This window comes from Nocardiopsis halotolerans DSM 44410 (assembly GCF_000341065.1).
GTDB lineage: Bacteria > Actinomycetota > Actinomycetes > Streptosporangiales > Streptosporangiaceae > Nocardiopsis > Nocardiopsis halotolerans.
Map to the genome: position 1 here is coordinate 1 of NZ_ANAX01000092.1, position 16,558 is coordinate 16,558.

General features: G+C 71.9%; 14 protein-coding genes and 1 riboswitch. Of the genes, 8 read left to right on the forward strand and 6 right to left on the reverse strand.

Annotated elements, in window-relative coordinates; genetic code table 11:
* Positions 1-153: DUF4429 domain-containing protein (locus tag D455_RS35180; protein WP_241480194.1), on the reverse strand; the 153-nt coding region annotated here is incomplete at its 3' end.
* A gap of 344 nt (positions 154-497) precedes the next feature.
* Here D455_RS35180 and D455_RS0107245 point away from each other — a divergent pair.
* The gene (locus D455_RS0107245) at positions 498-2,216 is read left to right on the forward strand and encodes an AMP-binding protein (protein WP_017570081.1); all 1,719 of its coding nucleotides are present in this window, start codon (positions 498-500) and stop codon (positions 2,214-2,216) included.
* A 230-nt stretch (positions 2,217-2,446) separates the two neighbouring features.
* A complete protein-coding gene (locus D455_RS0107250) occupies positions 2,447-3,508 on the forward strand; it encodes a 3-deoxy-7-phosphoheptulonate synthase (protein WP_017570082.1) in 1,062 nt (353 codons plus the stop codon).
* 6 nt (positions 3,509-3,514) lie between these two features.
* On the opposite strand, the gene D455_RS0107255 is transcribed toward D455_RS0107250, so the two are convergent.
* The 3 genes from D455_RS0107255 to D455_RS0107265 form a co-directional block, all read right to left on the reverse strand.
* Positions 3,515-4,252 (reverse strand): MerR family transcriptional regulator, encoded by a 738-nt coding sequence (locus tag D455_RS0107255; RefSeq protein ID WP_017570083.1) that lies wholly within the window; start codon positions 4,250-4,252, stop codon positions 3,515-3,517.
* Between the two features lie 67 nt (positions 4,253-4,319).
* Positions 4,320-5,618, reverse strand: a complete 1,299-nt coding sequence (locus tag D455_RS0107260) for a metal-dependent hydrolase family protein (protein ID WP_017570084.1) — start codon at positions 5,616-5,618, stop codon at positions 4,320-4,322.
* A 110-nt stretch (positions 5,619-5,728) separates the two neighbouring features.
* Entirely contained in the window at positions 5,729-6,652 is a 924-nt protein-coding gene (locus D455_RS0107265) for a penicillin-binding transpeptidase domain-containing protein (RefSeq protein ID WP_017570085.1), read from the reverse strand.
* Positions 6,653-6,808: 156 nt separating this feature from the next.
* A riboswitch (glycine riboswitch) is annotated at positions 6,809-6,910 on the forward strand.
* 144 nt (positions 6,911-7,054) lie between these two features.
* Between D455_RS0107265 and gcvT the strand changes: the two genes are divergently transcribed.
* The 5 genes from gcvT to D455_RS0107290 all read left to right on the forward strand — a co-directional run bounded on the left by gcvT (position 7,055) and on the right by D455_RS0107290 (position 12,180).
* A complete protein-coding gene (gene gcvT / locus D455_RS0107270; RefSeq protein WP_017570086.1) occupies positions 7,055-8,167 on the forward strand; it encodes a glycine cleavage system aminomethyltransferase GcvT in 1,113 nt (370 codons plus the stop codon).
* 154 nt (positions 8,168-8,321) lie between these two features.
* Positions 8,322-8,702, forward strand: a complete 381-nt coding sequence (gene gcvH, locus D455_RS0107275; RefSeq protein WP_017570087.1) for a glycine cleavage system protein GcvH — start codon at positions 8,322-8,324, stop codon at positions 8,700-8,702.
* 7 nt (positions 8,703-8,709) lie between these two features.
* Positions 8,710-9,984 (forward strand): serine hydroxymethyltransferase, encoded by a 1,275-nt coding sequence (locus D455_RS0107280; protein WP_017570088.1) that lies wholly within the window; start codon positions 8,710-8,712, stop codon positions 9,982-9,984.
* Positions 9,985-10,062: 78 nt separating this feature from the next.
* Positions 10,063-11,475, forward strand: coding sequence for an L-serine ammonia-lyase (locus D455_RS0107285; RefSeq protein ID WP_017570089.1), 1,413 nt, complete (start codon positions 10,063-10,065; stop codon positions 11,473-11,475).
* Between the two features lie 69 nt (positions 11,476-11,544).
* Positions 11,545-12,180: a hypothetical protein gene (locus tag D455_RS0107290; RefSeq protein WP_017570090.1), complete on the forward strand. Its 636-nt coding sequence runs from the start codon at positions 11,545-11,547 to the stop codon at positions 12,178-12,180.
* 149 nt (positions 12,181-12,329) lie between these two features.
* Here D455_RS0107290 and D455_RS0107295 read toward each other — a convergent pair whose 3' ends face one another.
* Positions 12,330-13,781 (reverse strand): sodium:solute symporter family protein, encoded by a 1,452-nt coding sequence (locus tag D455_RS0107295; RefSeq protein WP_017570091.1) that lies wholly within the window; start codon positions 13,779-13,781, stop codon positions 12,330-12,332.
* Positions 13,782-13,962: 181 nt separating this feature from the next.
* Positions 13,963-14,796 (reverse strand): MurR/RpiR family transcriptional regulator, encoded by an 834-nt coding sequence (locus D455_RS0107300; protein WP_017570092.1) that lies wholly within the window; start codon positions 14,794-14,796, stop codon positions 13,963-13,965.
* Between the two features lie 152 nt (positions 14,797-14,948).
* Here D455_RS0107300 and D455_RS0107305 point away from each other — a divergent pair, with 152 nt between their 5' ends.
* The gene (locus D455_RS0107305; protein ID WP_017570093.1) at positions 14,949-16,205 is read left to right on the forward strand and encodes a metal-dependent hydrolase family protein; all 1,257 of its coding nucleotides are present in this window, start codon (positions 14,949-14,951) and stop codon (positions 16,203-16,205) included.
* Positions 16,206-16,558: the final 353 nt, after the last annotated feature.

Below are 16,558 nucleotides of genomic sequence, written 5' to 3' on the forward strand. Positions count from 1 at the left end.
GTCGAAGTCGACCTCACGGACCGCGGCCAGCGGAACCGAGCAGCCGCCCAGTGACCTGAACAGGGCGGGCACCTTGCGACCGGAGTCGAAGCGGATACGGATCGTCTCGTCGTCGATCCGCCAGGTGCCGTGATGCCCACGCAGTTCCTCCATACCAACCCATCCTAGGGCCAGTCGGACCTTTGGTGCGGGGCCGTATGCGGTCACCGCCCCCGGACCGCGGCACCGGGGACCCGCGTCGGGCGGGGCTGCGTTCCCCGGGACCACCGCTTCGCCGCCCGCCCGACGTCCCGACGGACGGCACGCGCGGCGCCCGCCCTGTTCGGGCACCCCGAAGATCCCCGAGGTCAAGGACCCGTCCAAACAACGGGCCCCAAGCGTCGGTGCGGCGCATCCCGGGTAGGAACAGCGGGGCACACGCGTTCCACCGCCCCGCCGGGCGGAGTCGGCGGACGGCGCGGTCGGCGTCCCGCCCCCTGAACCGGAGGTCGCCAGAGATGTCGAAACAGACGGCAGCCGAGGGCGCGGCGGAGTTCCGTGCCGCCCGGGACCTTCTCCTGAGGCACCGCGAGGACCAGGAGACGGCGCACAGGGAGTTCACCTGGCCCCGACCGGAGCAGTTCAACTGGGCGCTGGACTACTTCGACGAGGTCGCCCAGCGCCGTCCGGACCGGACGGCGCTGTGGATCGTGGAGGACGACGGCAGCCAGGCCAAGCACACCTACCGGCGGATGTCGGAACGCTCCAGCCAGGTGGCGAACTGGTTGCACAACCAGGGCGTGCGTGCGGGCGACCGGATCATGCTGATGCTCGGCAACCAGGTGGAGCTGTGGGAGACCCTGCTGGCCGCGACCAAGCTCGGCGCCGTGGTCGTCCCCACCGCCACCGCCCTGTCCGAGAGCGACCTGCTGGACTGGTTGGAGTACGGCGACATCGCGCACGTGGTGTGCTCTGCGGCCGAGACCGCGAAGTTCACCGAGCTGCGGGGACACTGGGCCCGCATCTGCACGGGCTACGTCGAGGGATGGCTGAACTACGCCGACTCCGAGCACGCCGGACTGGACTTCCGCCCCCCGCAACCCACCCACCCCGACGATCCCCTGCTGCTGTACTTCACCTCCGGAACCACGTCCCGGCCCAAGCTGGTCGTCCACACCCAGCGCTCGTACCCGGTGGGGCACCTGTCGACCATGTACTGGCTGGGGGTCCAGCCCGGCGACGTCCACCTGAACGTGTCCGCGCCCGGGTGGGCCAAGCACGCCTACGGCAGCGTGTTCGCGCCGTGGAACGCCGAGGCGACGGTGCTGGTGGTCAACCAGGAGCGGTTCGACGCGGCGCGGTTGCTGGACGAGGTCGTGCACTGTGGGGTGGACACCCTGTGCGCGTCGCCGACGGTGTGGCGGATGCTCCTCCAGGCCGGTCCGGCCTCGTGGGACGTGGGGCTGCGCGAGGCGGTGGCCTCCGGGGAACCGCTCAACCCCGAGGTGGTCGACCGTGTCCGCGAGGCGTGGGGCGTGACCGTCCGCGACGGGTTCGGGCAGACCGAGACGACCATGCTCCTGGGCAACGGTCCCGGCCAGGAGGTGGTGCCGGGGTCGATGGGGCGGGAGCTGCCGGGCTACGACATCGTGCTGGCGGATCCTGCCACCGACGAACCGTCCGACACCGGGCGGATCTGCGTGGACCTGACCGATGACCCGGTGGGGATGATGGAGTGCTACGCGGACAGCTCCGACCTCACCCACAGGGTGACCAGCGGGGGCCGCTACCGCACCGGTGACATCGCCAGTCGGGATTCGAACGGTTACATTACCTATATCGGGCGATCCGACGATGTGTTCAAAGCCTCAGATTACCGGATCTCACCATTCGAGCTGGAAAGCGTTCTGGTCGAGCACGAATACGTGGCCGAGGCCGCCGTCGTTCCCTCTCCCGATCCGCTGCGCCTGGCGGTGGTCAAGGCGTACGTGGCCCTGGCCGAGGGCGTGCCCCCCGACGCCGAGACCGCGCGGTCGATCCTGGCCCACGCCCGCGAGCGCCTGTCGCCGTACAGGAGGGTGCGCCGCCTGGAGTTCGCCGAGCTCCCCAAAACCGTCTCCGGTAAGATCCGTCGTGTGCGGCTGCGCGAGGCCGAGACCGAGCGCGGCACGGTCACCGACGGTACGCGCAACCCGCGCGAGTACTGGGAGGAGGATCTCCCGGGCCTGGGGGAGTGACCCTCCCCGGCGCCGCGGAGACGGCTCCCACGGGAATTGGCACGGGGCCGGAGAAATACCGTCTCACGAAATGAGACGCTTTTCGGCGCCCGAACCGGTGTGGTGTTTTCTGTCACGCGAACCGTTCCAGCCGACGCGACCGCTTCTCGCTGATCCTGCCGCGCTAGTGTTTTGGGACAGCTTTCACGGCGACAGCGAAAAACGACGGACGGGAACCCGAGGGGAACACCATGCCGAGCACGAACGACACACGGGTGGCCAGTTACAAGCCGCTGATCGCCCCCCGGGACCTGCTGGCCGAGCTTCCGCTGGGCCCCGAGCGCAGCGCGCTGGTGGAGGACTCACGCGCCGAGGTCAAGCGGGTGCTGGACGGAGACGACGACCGCCTGCTGGTCGTCGTGGGCCCCTGCTCGGTGCACGACACCGAGTCCGCCATGGACTACGCCCGACGCCTGGCCGAGCTGGTGCCCTCCCTGCGTGACGAGCTGTGCGTCGTGATGCGCGTGTACTTCGAGAAGCCGCGTACCACCGTCGGGTGGAAGGGCCTGATCAACGACCCCGGCCTGGACGACACCTACGACGTGCACCGCGGCCTGCGCACCGCGCGCAAGCTGCTGCTGGACATCAACTCGCTCGGGCTGCCCGCCGGAACCGAGTTCCTGGACCCGATCACCCCCCAGTACATCGCCGACGTCGTCTCCTGGGGCGCGATCGGGGCGCGTACCACCGAGAGCCAGGTGCACCGCCAGCTGAGCAGCGGCCTGAGCACGCCCGTGGGCTTCAAGAACGGCACCGACGGCGACGTCCAGGTGGCCGTGGACGCCGTCGGCGCCGCCGCCGCCTCGCACACCTTCTTCGGGATCGACCCGGCCGGCGCCGGTTCGGTGGTCGTCACCGACGGCAACCCGGACTGCCACGTCATCCTGCGCGGCGGCCGCAGCGGTCCCAACTTCGGGGCCGAGCCGGTCAACGCCGCCCTGGGGGTCATCGAGGGCGCCGGTCTGCCCCGCCGCCTGATGATCGACGCCAGCCACGCCAACAGCGGCAAGGACCACACCCGCCAGCCCGGTGTGGCCGCCTCGATCGCCGCGCAGATCGCCGAGGGCCAGAGGGGCATCGTCGGCGTGATGCTGGAGAGCTTCCTCGTGGAGGGAGCCCAGAAGCTGGGCGACCCCGCCGCCCTGACCTACGGCCAGTCGATCACCGACAAGTGCATGGGCTGGGAGACCACCGGCGAGGTGCTGTCCCACCTGGCCGAGGCCGTTCGCCAGCGCCGCAAGAACGCGGCCTGACGCGGATCACGGGAGGGCGCCCTCTCCGGCGTCGACCACGGCGCTGAGCGCGGCGGCGCCCCGGAGGAGGGCGCGCGACCGGGCGGTGACGCTGGCGTCGCGGGCGTCCAGCGCGCCGAGGACGTCCTCCCATCCACGCCCGGTGCGCAGTTGGGGCATGAGGCCCCGGAGCGAGTCGATCCGGTAACCGGCCATGCGCAACTGGTGCACGATGCGTGCGTCCCGCACGTCGTCCGGCGCGTACGTGCGCGCTCCGCCCCTGGCGGACCGGCGGGGTACCACGAGCCCCTCGGCGTCCCAGTGGCGCAGTGTCGAGGGCCGGACGCCGAGTGCGTCCGCGAGTTCGGAGACGCGCATCGCGTCGGAGGGACGGGTGTCCCCGATCGGTTCCCCGGCGATCGCTTCGGCCGCCCGCCTCGCCAGTGCGAGGTCCCGGCGCTCGGCGTGCAACCGGGCGTGCGCGGCGTCCAGGCGTGCGAGCAGGTCGGGGGTCGGGTCCCGGTGCGCGGCGCGCAGTATCTCCCGCGCCTCGACGGGGCCGACGCCCTCCGCGAGGGCGCGGTAGGCGAGCGCGGCCCGCACGTGGGCGCGGGTGTAGGTCCGGTAGCCCGACCCGGTGCGCGGCGCGGGCGTGAGCACACCGGCCCTCTCCAGGTTCCTCACCTGCTGCGTCGAGTAGCCGGAGCGCCGTGCGACGTCCACCGTGCGCAGAGCCGCCCCGCCGCGGCCGTCCTCACCGTCCATGTCCCCAGTCTCCACCCGTGCCGGGGCACGGCGGCGGACCGCGCGGAGCGTCCGGGCGGCCGCCGGTTCAGGCCCGGGCGCCCGCGCCTCGGGTGTCCTTGTGCACGACGCCGTCCCGGACCACCGCGGTGATGTTTCCGGGGTCGGCGGCGACCGCGACGTCGGCGAGGGGGTCCCCGGCGCAGACGACGACGTCGGCGCGCTTGCCGACCTCCAGCGTGCCGATCTCGTCGGCCAGCCCCAGGAGCTGGGCGGCGTCCCGTGTCCCGGCGAGCAGGGCGGCCTCAGGGCTCAGGCCGTGCTCCACGAGCAGGGGGAGTTCCCGCAGGTTGCGCCCGTGCTGGCAGACCCCGGAGTCGGTGCCCAGGGCCACCCTCACCCCGGCGCGCAGGGCCGCGGACACGTGCGTGCTCAGGCGTTCCTGGAGCCGTAGCTTCTTGGCTACGGCGTAGGCGGCGGACCTCGCGGGGTCGGGCGGGGTGGTGGCCGTGGTCAGCGTGGGCACCAGGAAGGCGCCGCTCTCCCCCATCATGTCGATCCCGCGTTCGTCGATCTCGTAACCGTGCTCGACGCTGGCCACACCGGCGGCCAGCGCGTTGCGGATGCTGCCCGCGTTCTGGGCGTGCGCGGCCACGGGCACGCCGCGGGCGGCCGCCTCGCGGACGACCACGGTCATCTCCTCGGCGCTGAGGCCGTCGTCCCAGGGGGTGTCCCGTGGACTCCACACCCCGCCGCTGGCCATGACCTTGACGACCCGCGCGCCCATGCGCATGACCTCGCGGGTGTTGCGCAGCGCCTCGTCCGTACCGTCGGTGAGCAGGGAGACCGCCCCGCTCGGGCCCTGGACGGCGCCGTAGTCGAACCCGCAGGCCGTACGGAAGTCACCGTGACCCCCGGTCGGTCCCAGCGCCAGGCACGCGGGGACGATCCGGGGCCCGGGGACGATCCCCTCGTCCACGGCGAGCGCGATCGCCTGGTCGGCTCCCGCGAGGTCGCGCACGGTGGTGACCCCCGCGTCGAGGGTGGCGCGCAGACGCGGGATCGCCGCGTAGTACCCGTAGTGCGGTGGCTGGTCCAGCAGGCGGGCCGGGTTCATGCCGTCGCCGGACATGACCAGGTGCACGTGGGCGTCGACGAACCCGGGCAGGACGGTGCCGCCGGCGGCGTCGATCTCGCGGTGCGGCCCGCTGACCGTCGGGGCGTCCGCGGCGGGTCCCGTCCAGTCGATCCGGCCGTCGCGCGCCACGACCACCCAGTCGGGGCGCGGTGCGGCGCCGGTCCCGTCGAACACGGTCCCGCCCCGGACCACGACCGTCCTCGCCCCGGGCTCCGGTGCCCCTCCTCCGGTCGGTCCCGCGTTGCCCATCGTTCCTCCCCGGTGCCTCGACGGCGTTCGTGGCCCACTCCTGGGTTCTCACCGGAAACGCGGTGGTCGACACGGCGCGGTACCGGGAGACCCCGGCGGGAGGGCGGCGCTCACCCCGCGGCGGCCTCCGGGGGCAGGGCCGCCAGCTCCACGAGCAGCTCGCGTCCCAGCTCCGCCCGCGGACCGGTCCCTCCCTCCTCCGTCCCCGCGTCCCGTCCCGGTTCGACGCGCAGCGCGAACGCGTGCAGTTCCTCGCCGTACTCGACCCAGCCGACCCACCACCCCGGCGCCGGATCGGCGCCCGTACCGGCCACCGCGTACAGGGTGTGGCCGTCGCCCTCCTCCACGGTGGCGATCTCGTGGAGCGCCCGCTGGTGCCCGGTGTCGGCGGGAAGTTCGGTGCGGGCCAGGCGTGCCAGGAAGAGGGCCTGTTCCATGGCGGAGATCTCCAGTGGTCCCTCCGACCAGAACCGGTCCATCGCGTCCGCGCCGCCCACCGACCGGTTGCCGTAGTCCAACAGGTCCACCCAGGCCGCCAACCGGTCGTGTCCGATTCCGCGTGCCAGTTCCCGGTAGGCGCGCGGGCTCTCGTCGGGGAAGGCGTCGCGCAGGGTCGTGGCCCGCTCCCGTCCGGCGGCCCGCGGGGAGGCGCCCGGCAGAACCTCGTCCACGTCCTCGACCGTGCCCGTCTGCAACCCGATCAGGGTGTGCGGGATCCGGAAGGTGGACCCGGGCACCGCGCGCTCACGCGCCTCCTCCGGGCCGACCACGGTCACCGTGTTCGCGCGCGCGTCGTGGAGCACGAAGGTGCCCCCGATCCCCGCGTCGGTGAACACCGCCTCCAGGTCCGCGCGCTCCACCGCGGCCACGTCGCCCCGCACCAGGGGCGGGGGGCCGGTGTCCGCACCGCCCTCGGCGGGCCCGCCCGGGCCGCCGTCCCCCACGGCGCACCCCGTGCCCGTGACCAGGGCCAGGACGCATCCGGCGGCGAGCGCGGACACACCGCGCACCGCCCTCCCGGTGTCGGTTCCCATCCGCGCTCCCCCAGGGATCGGTTCCCGGCACACGCTAATGTCCGCCTCCCCTCACCGGGTGGAGGCGGACGGAGTGTCGGGCACGGCGGGGAGCCCTCCTCCGCGCCGGGCACCCTTGGGGGCCGTGTGGAGCCGCTGCTAGGCTGAACGTGTTGCTGACCCCGTACGGGAGAGTGCCCGCGTATCCAGCGCGGGTCGCCGAAGGAGCAATTCCTCCCCGAAGACAACCTCTCAGGCACAGCGGACCGTACGGGCGAGACCACTCTGGAAAGCAGGGACAGGCGTCCCTCGCCGAAGGTGCAAGCCACGCCGAGCGCGTGGCGAAGCTCTCAGGCGCCGATGACAGAGGGGGAGGATGGCAACGCCACGCACGTCACGACGCCCATCCTCTCGGGAGTGCCCATGTCAGAGCCCGCGTCCGCGCCGCGCGCCACAGCGCTGCGCGAGATCCACGAGAAGGCCGGCGCCACCCTCGTCGACTTCGCCGGATGGCTCATGCCGCTGCGTTACGGCAGCGAGAGCGCCGAGCACAGGGCGGTACGCCACGCCGCAGGCATCTTCGACCTCTCCCACATGGGGGAGATCCGGCTGACCGGACCGCAGGCCGCCGACGCCCTCGACCACGCGATGGTCGGACACCTGTCCAAGGTCAAGGTGGGCCGCGCCCGGTACACCATGATCACCGCCGAGGACGGCGGGGTCCTGGACGACCTCATCGTCTACCGCCTGCGTGAGGACGAGTACCTCGTCGTGGCCAACGCCGCCAACGCGGCGGTCGTCTCCTCCGCCCTGGTCGAGCGTGCCGCGGGCTTCGACGTCGAGGTGACCGACGAGTCGGCCGACCACGCGCTGATCGCCGTCCAGGGCCCGAGCGCCGTGGACGTCCTGGCACCGCTGACCGACGCGCACCTGGACGACATCCGCTACTACGCCGGATACGAGCACACCGTCGCCGGTGAGCCCGTCCTGCTGGCCCGCACCGGCTACACCGGCGAGGACGGCTTCGAGATCTTCGTCCGGCCCGCCGAGCGGGCTCCCCGTGTGTGGGAGGCCCTCATGGCCGAGGGTGAGAAGCACGGTCTGGCCCCCGCCGGTCTCTCCGCCCGCGACACCCTGCGCATGGAGGCCGGGATGCCGCTGTACGGGCAGGAGCTGACCGCCGAGCTCACCCCCTTCGACGCCGGTCTGGGCCGGGTCGTCAAGTTCGACAAGGGCGACTTCGTGGGCCGTGCCGCCCTGGAGGAGGCTTCCCGTACCTCCCGTCCCCGCCGCCTCATCGGCCTCGTCGCGCGCGGACGCCGCCCGCTGCGCAGGGGCCAGGACGTGCTGCGTGACGGCACCTCCGTCGGAACCATCACCAGCGGCGCGCCCTCTCCCACCCTGGGCCGCCCCATCGCCATGGCCTACGTGGACGGCGACCTCGACACCACGACCGGCGCGTTCACCGTGGACGTGCGCGGGCGGGGCGAGGACGTCGACGTGGTCGAGCTGCCGTTCTACAAGCGGCAGTCGTAGGAGCGGGGTCCTCACATCCCGAAGACCCCACGCCCCGCACGGCGGGATCCCCGAACGGGGACCCGCACGGACGCGGCGTGACCGGGCGTAGGCCGGGCCGGGCAACCGTACGGGCGCGCGGCAGGAAAATGGAACACCTCCAAGGAGAGTTGAAGTGAGCGTTCCCACGGAGCTGGGTTACACCGCCAAACACGAGTGGGTCGTGATCGAGGACGGGATCGCCACCGTCGGGATCACCTCGTTCGCGGCCGAGTCCCTGGGCGACATCGTCTACGTCGAGTTGCCCGAGGTCGGCGGCGAGGTGTCCGCGGACGAGACGTGCGGCGAGGTGGAGTCCACCAAGTCCGTCAGCGACGTCTACTCACCGGTGAGCGGCGAGGTCGTCGAGGTCAACGAGGCCCTCGAGAACGAACCCGAGATGGTCAACTCCTCGCCCTTCGAGGACGGGTGGCTGTTCAGGGCCCGGATCTCCGAGGAGCCCACCGATCTGCTCTCCGCCGAGGAGTACACCAAGCTGACCGAAGGCGAGGAGTAGGCCCCCGATGGCTACTGACAACACGCTCAACAAGACGCTGGGCGAACTGGACCCCGAGGTGTCGGCCGCGGTCGACGCGGAGCTGGCCCGCCAGCGCGACACCCTGGAGATGATCGCCTCGGAGAACTTCGCGCCGCAGGCGGTCATCGAGGCGCAGGGCACCGTCCTGACCAACAAGTACGCGGAGGGCTACCCCGGCCGCCGCTACTACGGCGGGGGGGAANGCGAACACGTCGACGTCGTCGAGCAACTCGCCATCGACCGCGCCAAGGCACTGTTCGGCGCCGAACACGCGAACGTGCAGCCGCACTCGGGCGCGCAGGCCAACACGGCCGTGTACTTCGCGCTGCTCAAGCCGGGCGACACCATCCTGGGCCTGGACCTGGCCCACGGCGGCCACCTGACCCACGGTATGAAGATCAACTACTCCGGCAAGATCCTCAACGCGGTGGCCTACCACGTGCGTGACGAGGACGGCACCGTCGACTACGACGAGGTCGAGGCGCTCGCCGAGGAGCACCGCCCCAAGATGATCGTCGCCGGATGGTCGGCCTACCCGCGTCAGCTGGACTTCGCCCGCTTCCGCAAGATCGCCGACTCGGTCGGTGCCCTGCTGATGGTGGACATGGCGCACTTCGCCGGTCTGGTCGCGGCCGGGCTGCACCCCAACCCGGTACCGCACGCCGACGTGGTCACCACGACCACCCACAAGACCCTGGGCGGCCCGCGCGGCGGCCTGATCATGGCCAGGGCCGAGCTGGGCAAGAAGATCAACTCGGCGGTGTTCCCCGGCATGCAGGGCGGGCCGCTGGAGCACGTGATCGCCGCCAAGGCGGTGGCCCTCAAGGTCGCGGCGGGCGAGGAGTTCGCCGACCGCCAGCGCCGGACGGTCTCCGGTGCCCGGCTGCTCGCCGAGCGCCTGACCCGGCCGGACATGGCCGAGGTGGGCGTGAAGGTGCTCACCGGGGGCACGGACGTGCACCTGGTCCTGGTGGACCTGGTCGACTCCGAGCTCAACGGCCAGGAGGCCGAGGACCGCCTGCACTCGATCGGGATCACGGTCAACCGCAACGCGGTGCCCAACGACCCGCGCCCGCCGATGGTCACCTCCGGTCTGCGGATCGGCACCCCGGCGCTGGCCACGCGCGGTCTCGGGGACGAGGACTTCGCCGAGGTCGCCGACATCATCGCCGAAGTGCTCAAGCCGGAGTTCGACGAGGCCGCGCTGCGCGGCCGGGTCCAGGCGCTGACCGCCAGGCACCCGCTCTACCCGAACCTGTAGAGCCCCGCCGTGCGGGGCCGCGTGCCCCGCACGGCCCCCGGACGTGCCCGGGCCCTGGACTCGACGAGGAGGACAGTCATGGCCATCAGCGTGTTCGACCTGTTCAAGATCGGTATCGGACCCTCCAGCTCGCACACGGTCGGGCCGATGAAGGCCGCTCGCACGTTCGCCTCCGGGCTGCGTGAGGAGGGCCTGCTCGGTGACGTGGCCCGTGTGCGGGCCGAGCTGTACGGGTCCCTGGCGCTCACCGGCAAGGGACACGGGAGCGACACCGCCGTGGTCCTGGGCCTGATGGGGCACACCCCCGAACACGTGGACGTGGACGCGGTGCCCGACATGGTCGGACGGGTGCGCGAGGAGCGGACCCTGTACCTGGGCGGGCCGGAGGGGCCTCCGGTGGCCTTCGACCCGGCCGTGGACGTGGACTTCCGCCGCCGGGAGAGCCTGCCCGACCACCCCAACGGGATGCGGTTCACGGCGCTGGACTCCTCGGGGGCCGAGCTGGCCGCGAAGGTGTACTACTCGGTGGGCGGCGGGTTCGTCGTGGACGAGCGGGCGGCGGGCGCCGACCGGATCAAGGCCGACGACACCGTGCTGCCGCATCCCTTCGACAGCGCCGAGGAGCTGCTGGGGATCTGCGCCGAGACGGGGATGTCGATCAGCGCGGTGATGCTCGCCAACGAGCAGGCCTTCGGGCGCACCCCGAAGGAGATCCGCGCCGAGCTGCTCACCCTCTGGGAGGCGATGCGCCAGTGCGTGCGCCGGGGCGTGACCACCGAGGGCAGCCTGCCCGGCGGGCTGAGGGTGCCGCGGCGGGCGCACCGCATGTACCGGCAGCTGGGCGGCGCCTGCGACGAGTCGGGGCTGCTGGCGCCGACGACCGTGGACTCCGACCCCATGCGCGGCAGTGACTGGATCACGCTGTACGCGCTGGCCGTGAACGAGGAGAACGCCGCGGGCGGGCGTGTGGTGACCGCGCCGACCAACGGGGCCGCGGGCATCGTGCCCGCCGTGCTCCACTACCACCTGCACTTCAGCCCGGGCGCGGGCGACGAGAGCGTGGTGCGCTTCCTGCTGACCGCTGGTGCGATCGGCATCCTGTTCAAGCAGAACGCGTCGATCTCCGGCGCCGAGGTGGGCTGCCAGGGCGAGGTGGGTTCGGCCTCCTCGATGGCCGCCGCCGGCCTGGCCGAGGCGCTGGGCGGCACCCCCGCCCAGGTGGAGAACGCCGCCGAGATCGCCATGGAGCACAACCTGGGGCTGACGTGCGACCCGATCGGCGGCCTGGTGCAGGTGCCGTGCATCGAGCGCAACGCGCTGGCCTCGGTGAAGGCGATCAGCGCCGCGCGGATCGCGCTGCGCGGGGACGGCAGCCACTTCGTGTCCCTGGACAAGGTCATCAGGACCATGCGCGACACCGGCCGCGACATGATGGACAAGTACAAGGAGACGAGTCGCGGAGGCCTCGCCGTCAACGTCATCGAGTGCTGACCGCCGTTCGGAACCAAGGGCACGCACCCGGCATCGGACACAGCGCTGAAGATCCCCGGGAAGGAGCCCATGAACCTGAAGGAACGGTACGCGCGACTCCATGACGGAGTCCGGTTCGCCATCGAGACCACCGACGACGCCTATCCCCTCCCGCGCGAACTGCACGAGCAACTCCAGGAGTGGGTGCTCGACGCGTGGGAGGGCAGACGCTCCAACATCGACTGGTGCGACAACAGGCAGGACCTGGTCGCGGTGACCAGCGGCCTCACCCGGTTGGCCCAGTCCTACACGGAGTTGCGCAAAGCCCTGTTCTCCGACCTGCACCACTTCGGACCCGAGCCCCCGTGGCGGAGGATCGACCACGGGTTCGCCGTGCGCCTCCCCCTGCACTTCCACCGCAGGAACGCCGAGTACTACGTTCTGCGGAGCCAGGGCATGAACCGCTGGAAGTTCTGCGTACACGGCCAGGCCAGGTCCGAGAGCGGCGAGCACGAGAGCGCCCTCCGGGAGTTCGACGTCGAACTGTCCGGCGGTTCCTGCCGCGTCCCGGACGAACTCGCCGATCAGGAAGCCTGGCAGGAACAACTCTTCTACGGCCTCAGGCTGATGAAGGACGAGCACTACTACATGCGCACGCTCAGGGACGAGGTCGTCATGGAGGCGGAGAGCATCATCCGCCCCCCTGACGACCATTGGGAGATCTGAGACCGACTCCCCCGGCAGGGGGAGCCCGGGGAGTACCGTCAGGTCCGTCACGCGACGCACCTCGCGCTCACCTCCGGTCGCCCCCGCCATCCCTGCACGTCCGACGGGACGCCGGGTGCCCGCCGGGACACGGCCCGGCGGGCACCGTGTCAGGACCTGGCGTCGGTCGCGGCGTCGGTACCGTCCTCGGCTCCGGAGGCGTCGACCGCGTCGATCCGGACCGGGTCGGGCGCCTTCGTGAGCAGGCTGACCACGACTAGGGCGACCAGCGCGGCGGGCAGGGCCACGATGACGCCGTTGAGCTCGCCCGGGGTACCGGCGATCCGCCAGCCGATGGTGGTGGCCGCGCCGACCACCAGGGCCGCGACCGCTCCCGGGGTGGTCGCGCGCTTCCAGAACAGCACCGACAGGACCACCGGGGTGATCGCGGCGCCGTAGATCGTGTAGGAGTACATCTGTAGTTCCAGCACGGTCGGGAAGAACAGGCTCAGCACGACCCCCGTCAGCGCGATGCCCAGTACCGACAGGCGCTGGACCACGAGCTTGCGGCGCTCCCCCACGCGGTCGCCCACGAATCTCGCGTACAGGTCGTAGGCGATGTTGGAGGCCCCGGAGAGCATGTACGACGATCCCGTCGTGATGACGAAGGCGACCGCCCCGCCCAGGATGAGGCCGCCCAGCACCGCGGGCAGGTAGCCCTCGGAGGCCAGGCTCAGGACCGCCATGTCGCCGTTGATCCCGGGCATCAGCACAGCGGCGGCGGTGGCGAGCAGCACGACGGGGACGAAGACGAAGAAGCTGCCCACCAGCATGCCGACGGTGGAGGAACGGGCCTCGCGCTCGTTCCTGGCCGCCGCGAGCCGCTGGTACATGTTCTGGTCGGCGAGCAGCAGCAGGAACAGCGGGAGGAAGTAGCCGAGGAGCTGGAGTGTGGTCAGCCCGCCGCTGAAGGTCCTGGCCTGTTCGGGCAGGCCCTCCCAGTACGCGGCCGGTCCGCCCACCGCGGCGAACACCAGCGGCAGCGACACGAACAGGCCGAGCACGATGAGGATGGCCGAGAAGAAGTCGGTGTAGGCGACCGAGAACAGGCCGCCGCTGACGGTCAGGAGCGTCACGACGACGGCGACGAGCACGGTTCCCTGGGTGGCGGACAGCGGGGTGACCAGACTGACGACGTAGCCGCCGCCGACGAACTGGGAGGCGGTCAGGCCCAGGAAGGCGATGGTGGTGACCACGGCGGCGACGGTGCGCACACCGATGCCGAAGCGCACCTCCAGCAGTTCGGGGATGGTGTGCCGCGAGGCCCTCCGGATCCGACGGGCCGCCAGGAGCAGGACCAGGATGCCCACCGGGGTCCCCGCGAAGAAGACCATGCCCGCGATCGGGCCGTAGGTGTAGGCGAAGTTGGCCCCGCCGATGATGGTGCCCGACCCGACCCAGGTGACCAGCATGGTGCCGATCATGACCGGACGGGGGAGGCTGCGTCCGGCGAGGAGGAAGTCGTCACCGCCGCGGAGCCTGCCGGAGCGCAGGAAGTAGAGGGCGACCCCCAGCATGGCCAGGACGTACACGGCGAGGATCACGAGATGGATGGTCTGCATGGGCCACCTGCGGTGTTCGGATCAGAGGATGCGGACGGGAGGGATCAGCCCCGGGAGGTGATCCGACGGGGCCATGTAAGCAGCCCCACCCGTGAAATGCAACACTTATTGCAAGCAGTGCGGACCTGAGCGCGTCACAATGAGGTAACCGCGTCGTCGCAGGTCATGCATTCGCCGCCGCTCAGAAGAGTTCCGCCTCCCCCCACAGACGCTCGGCGTCCCGCACCGCACGCAGCACCGCGTCGCCCCCGATCCGCGCCAGTTCGGCCAGGACCGCGTGGATCACCGACATCGCCGGGGTCAGCGAGGGGAACATGCCCACGCCCTCGCTCGGGACGAGCAGCAGGTGCGCGGCCCCTTCCGTCAGCGGGGAGTCCCTGCGGTCGGTGATGACCGCGACCGGCACGGACCGCCGCCCGGCCACCCGCACCGCCGCGCTCAGCGCGGTGGGCAGCCGCCACAGGTCACAGGCCAGCAGCAGGTCCTCCGGCCCCATCCGGGCCAACGCGTTGACCAGGGAGGTTCCCCCCACGTCGAACCGTTCCACGTCGTAGCCCATGATCCCCGCGGCGTGGGCGAGTTGCAGGCCCGGCGCCGCGAAGGTCCCCGAACCCACCACCAGGGTTCTGCGCGCCCCGTGGATCGCCTCCGCGAGAGCGCTCACCCGCCCGGGGTCGAGGGTCGACTCCAGGTCCCGGAGCCCCTCCCGGTCCGCCCGGATCGCGGCCCTGACCGGGTCGGAGTCGGAACCGGCGTGCTCGGCGAGGACCTCCCCCGCGCTGAGCGAGGCCAGGTAGCGCGAGCGCAGTTCGACGCGCAGCGCGGGCCAGCCGCTGAACCCCAGGGCCTGCGCGGCCCGGACCACCGTGGCGACGTTGACCCCCGACCGGTCGGCGAGTTCCGCCGTGCTCGCGTAGGAGGCGAACTTCGGTTCGTCCCGCAACACCCTGACCACGCGTTCGGCCGCGCGGCCGAGGCGCCCGCCGCCGAGCGCGGTCTCCATCCAGTCCGCCATCACCCCTCCGTCCGGTGCGGCGCCGCCGGAACGCTCCCGGCCTCGGCGCCTCCCCAGCGATACCACTCCCCGGGAGTGCGCTCACAGCTGATGCAACGTATATTGCAAACAGGGCGTGGCTCACACGCCGTCCCGTCCCACCGGAGGTACTCATGACCCGCCAGCCCCACCCGACGGTTCTCTTCGTGGGAGCCGGACTGCTCGACCCCGAGGCGGGGACCCGCACACCGGACTCCTGGCTCCTGGTGGAGGACGGGCTCATCGCCGGAAGCGGACGGGGACCGGCCCCGGAGACCGGCGACGCGGTCGAGGTGGTCGACCTGGCGGGGGCCACCCTCATGCCGGGCCTCATCGACGCCCACGTGCACCCGACCGCCTTCAGCGCCGACCTCGGCGCCGCCATGGACGAGTCCCCCTCATACGTCGCCACCTACGCGGCCCGTTCCCTCAACGCCATGCTCAGGCGCGGTTTCACCACCGTCCGCGACGTGGCCGGAGGGGACTGGGGGCTGGCCCGGGCCGTGGACGAGGGACTCGTCGACGGCCCCCGGCTCATGTTCGGCGGCAAGGCGCTGTCGCAGACCGGGGGCCACGGCGACTTCCGCGCCCCCGGGCGCCAGGGCAACGACACCCACGCCTGCTGCCCCGGTGCGGGCGTGGTCTGCGACGGCCCCGTGGAGTTCCGCCGCGCGGCCCGTGAGCAGCTGCGTACCGGCGCCCACCACCTCAAGATCATGCTCTCGGGCGGGGTGGCCTCCCCCACCGACCGCATCGACTCCACCCAGTCCTCCGAGGACGAGATCCGGGCCGTGGTGGAGGAGGCCGAGGCGGCCAACCGCTACGTCACCGGCCACGCCTACACCGCCCGCGCCGTCAACCGGGGGCTCCGGCTCGGCGTGCGCTGCATCGAGCACGGCAACCTCATCGACGAGAGCAGCATCGAGCTGTTCCTGGAGCACGACGCCCACCTCGTGCCCACCCTGGTCACCTACCAGGAGCTGTCCCGACAGGGCGCCCGCAACGGTCTGCCCCCGGCCAGCCAGGCCAAGGTCGACACCGTGCTCAACCGGGGTCTGGACGCCCTCCGCATGGCTCACGAGGCCGGGGTGAACCTGGTCTTCGGCAGCGACCTGCTCGGCGGGATGCAGGACCGCCAGAGTGAGGAGTTCACCATCCGCGGCCGGGTCCAGCCCGCGGTGGACGTCGTGCGGGCGGCCACTGTCAACGCCGCACGGCTCCTGGGGCTGGAGGGGACCATCGGCACCCTGCGCGACGGTGCGCGCGCCGACCTGGTGGTGGTCGACGGCGACCCGCTCGCCGACATCACGGTCCTCGCTTCCCCGGAGGCGAACGTCCGCGCCGTCCTGCGCGACGGCGAGGTCCGGTACGGGCGCGACGGCTGGCGCTGACCGCGACGGCGTCCGGTGCGCGCGTACCGCCCGCCGGCGGGTACCCACTCCTCCCGCCCCCGCGTCTCCGCCAGGACCTCGGCCAGCGGCACCGTCGGGGAGTCGCGTCGCGCCTCGACGAAGCGACGCGACTCCTCCTCCTCTCGGACCCCAGGCGGTTCCAGCCCGTCTCCGGGAACGGGGATCTCGTCCGGCGCGTTGTCGCCGTTCGTGCTGGCGCTCACGAGATCGTGGCGGTCTCGTCCATGTACAGGAACTCCCACAGGTGGCCGTCGAGGTCGGCGAAGGAGCGCGAGTACATACCGGTGTGCTCGGTGGTGTTGGCGTGGGAGGCTCCGGCCACGGCGGCCGCC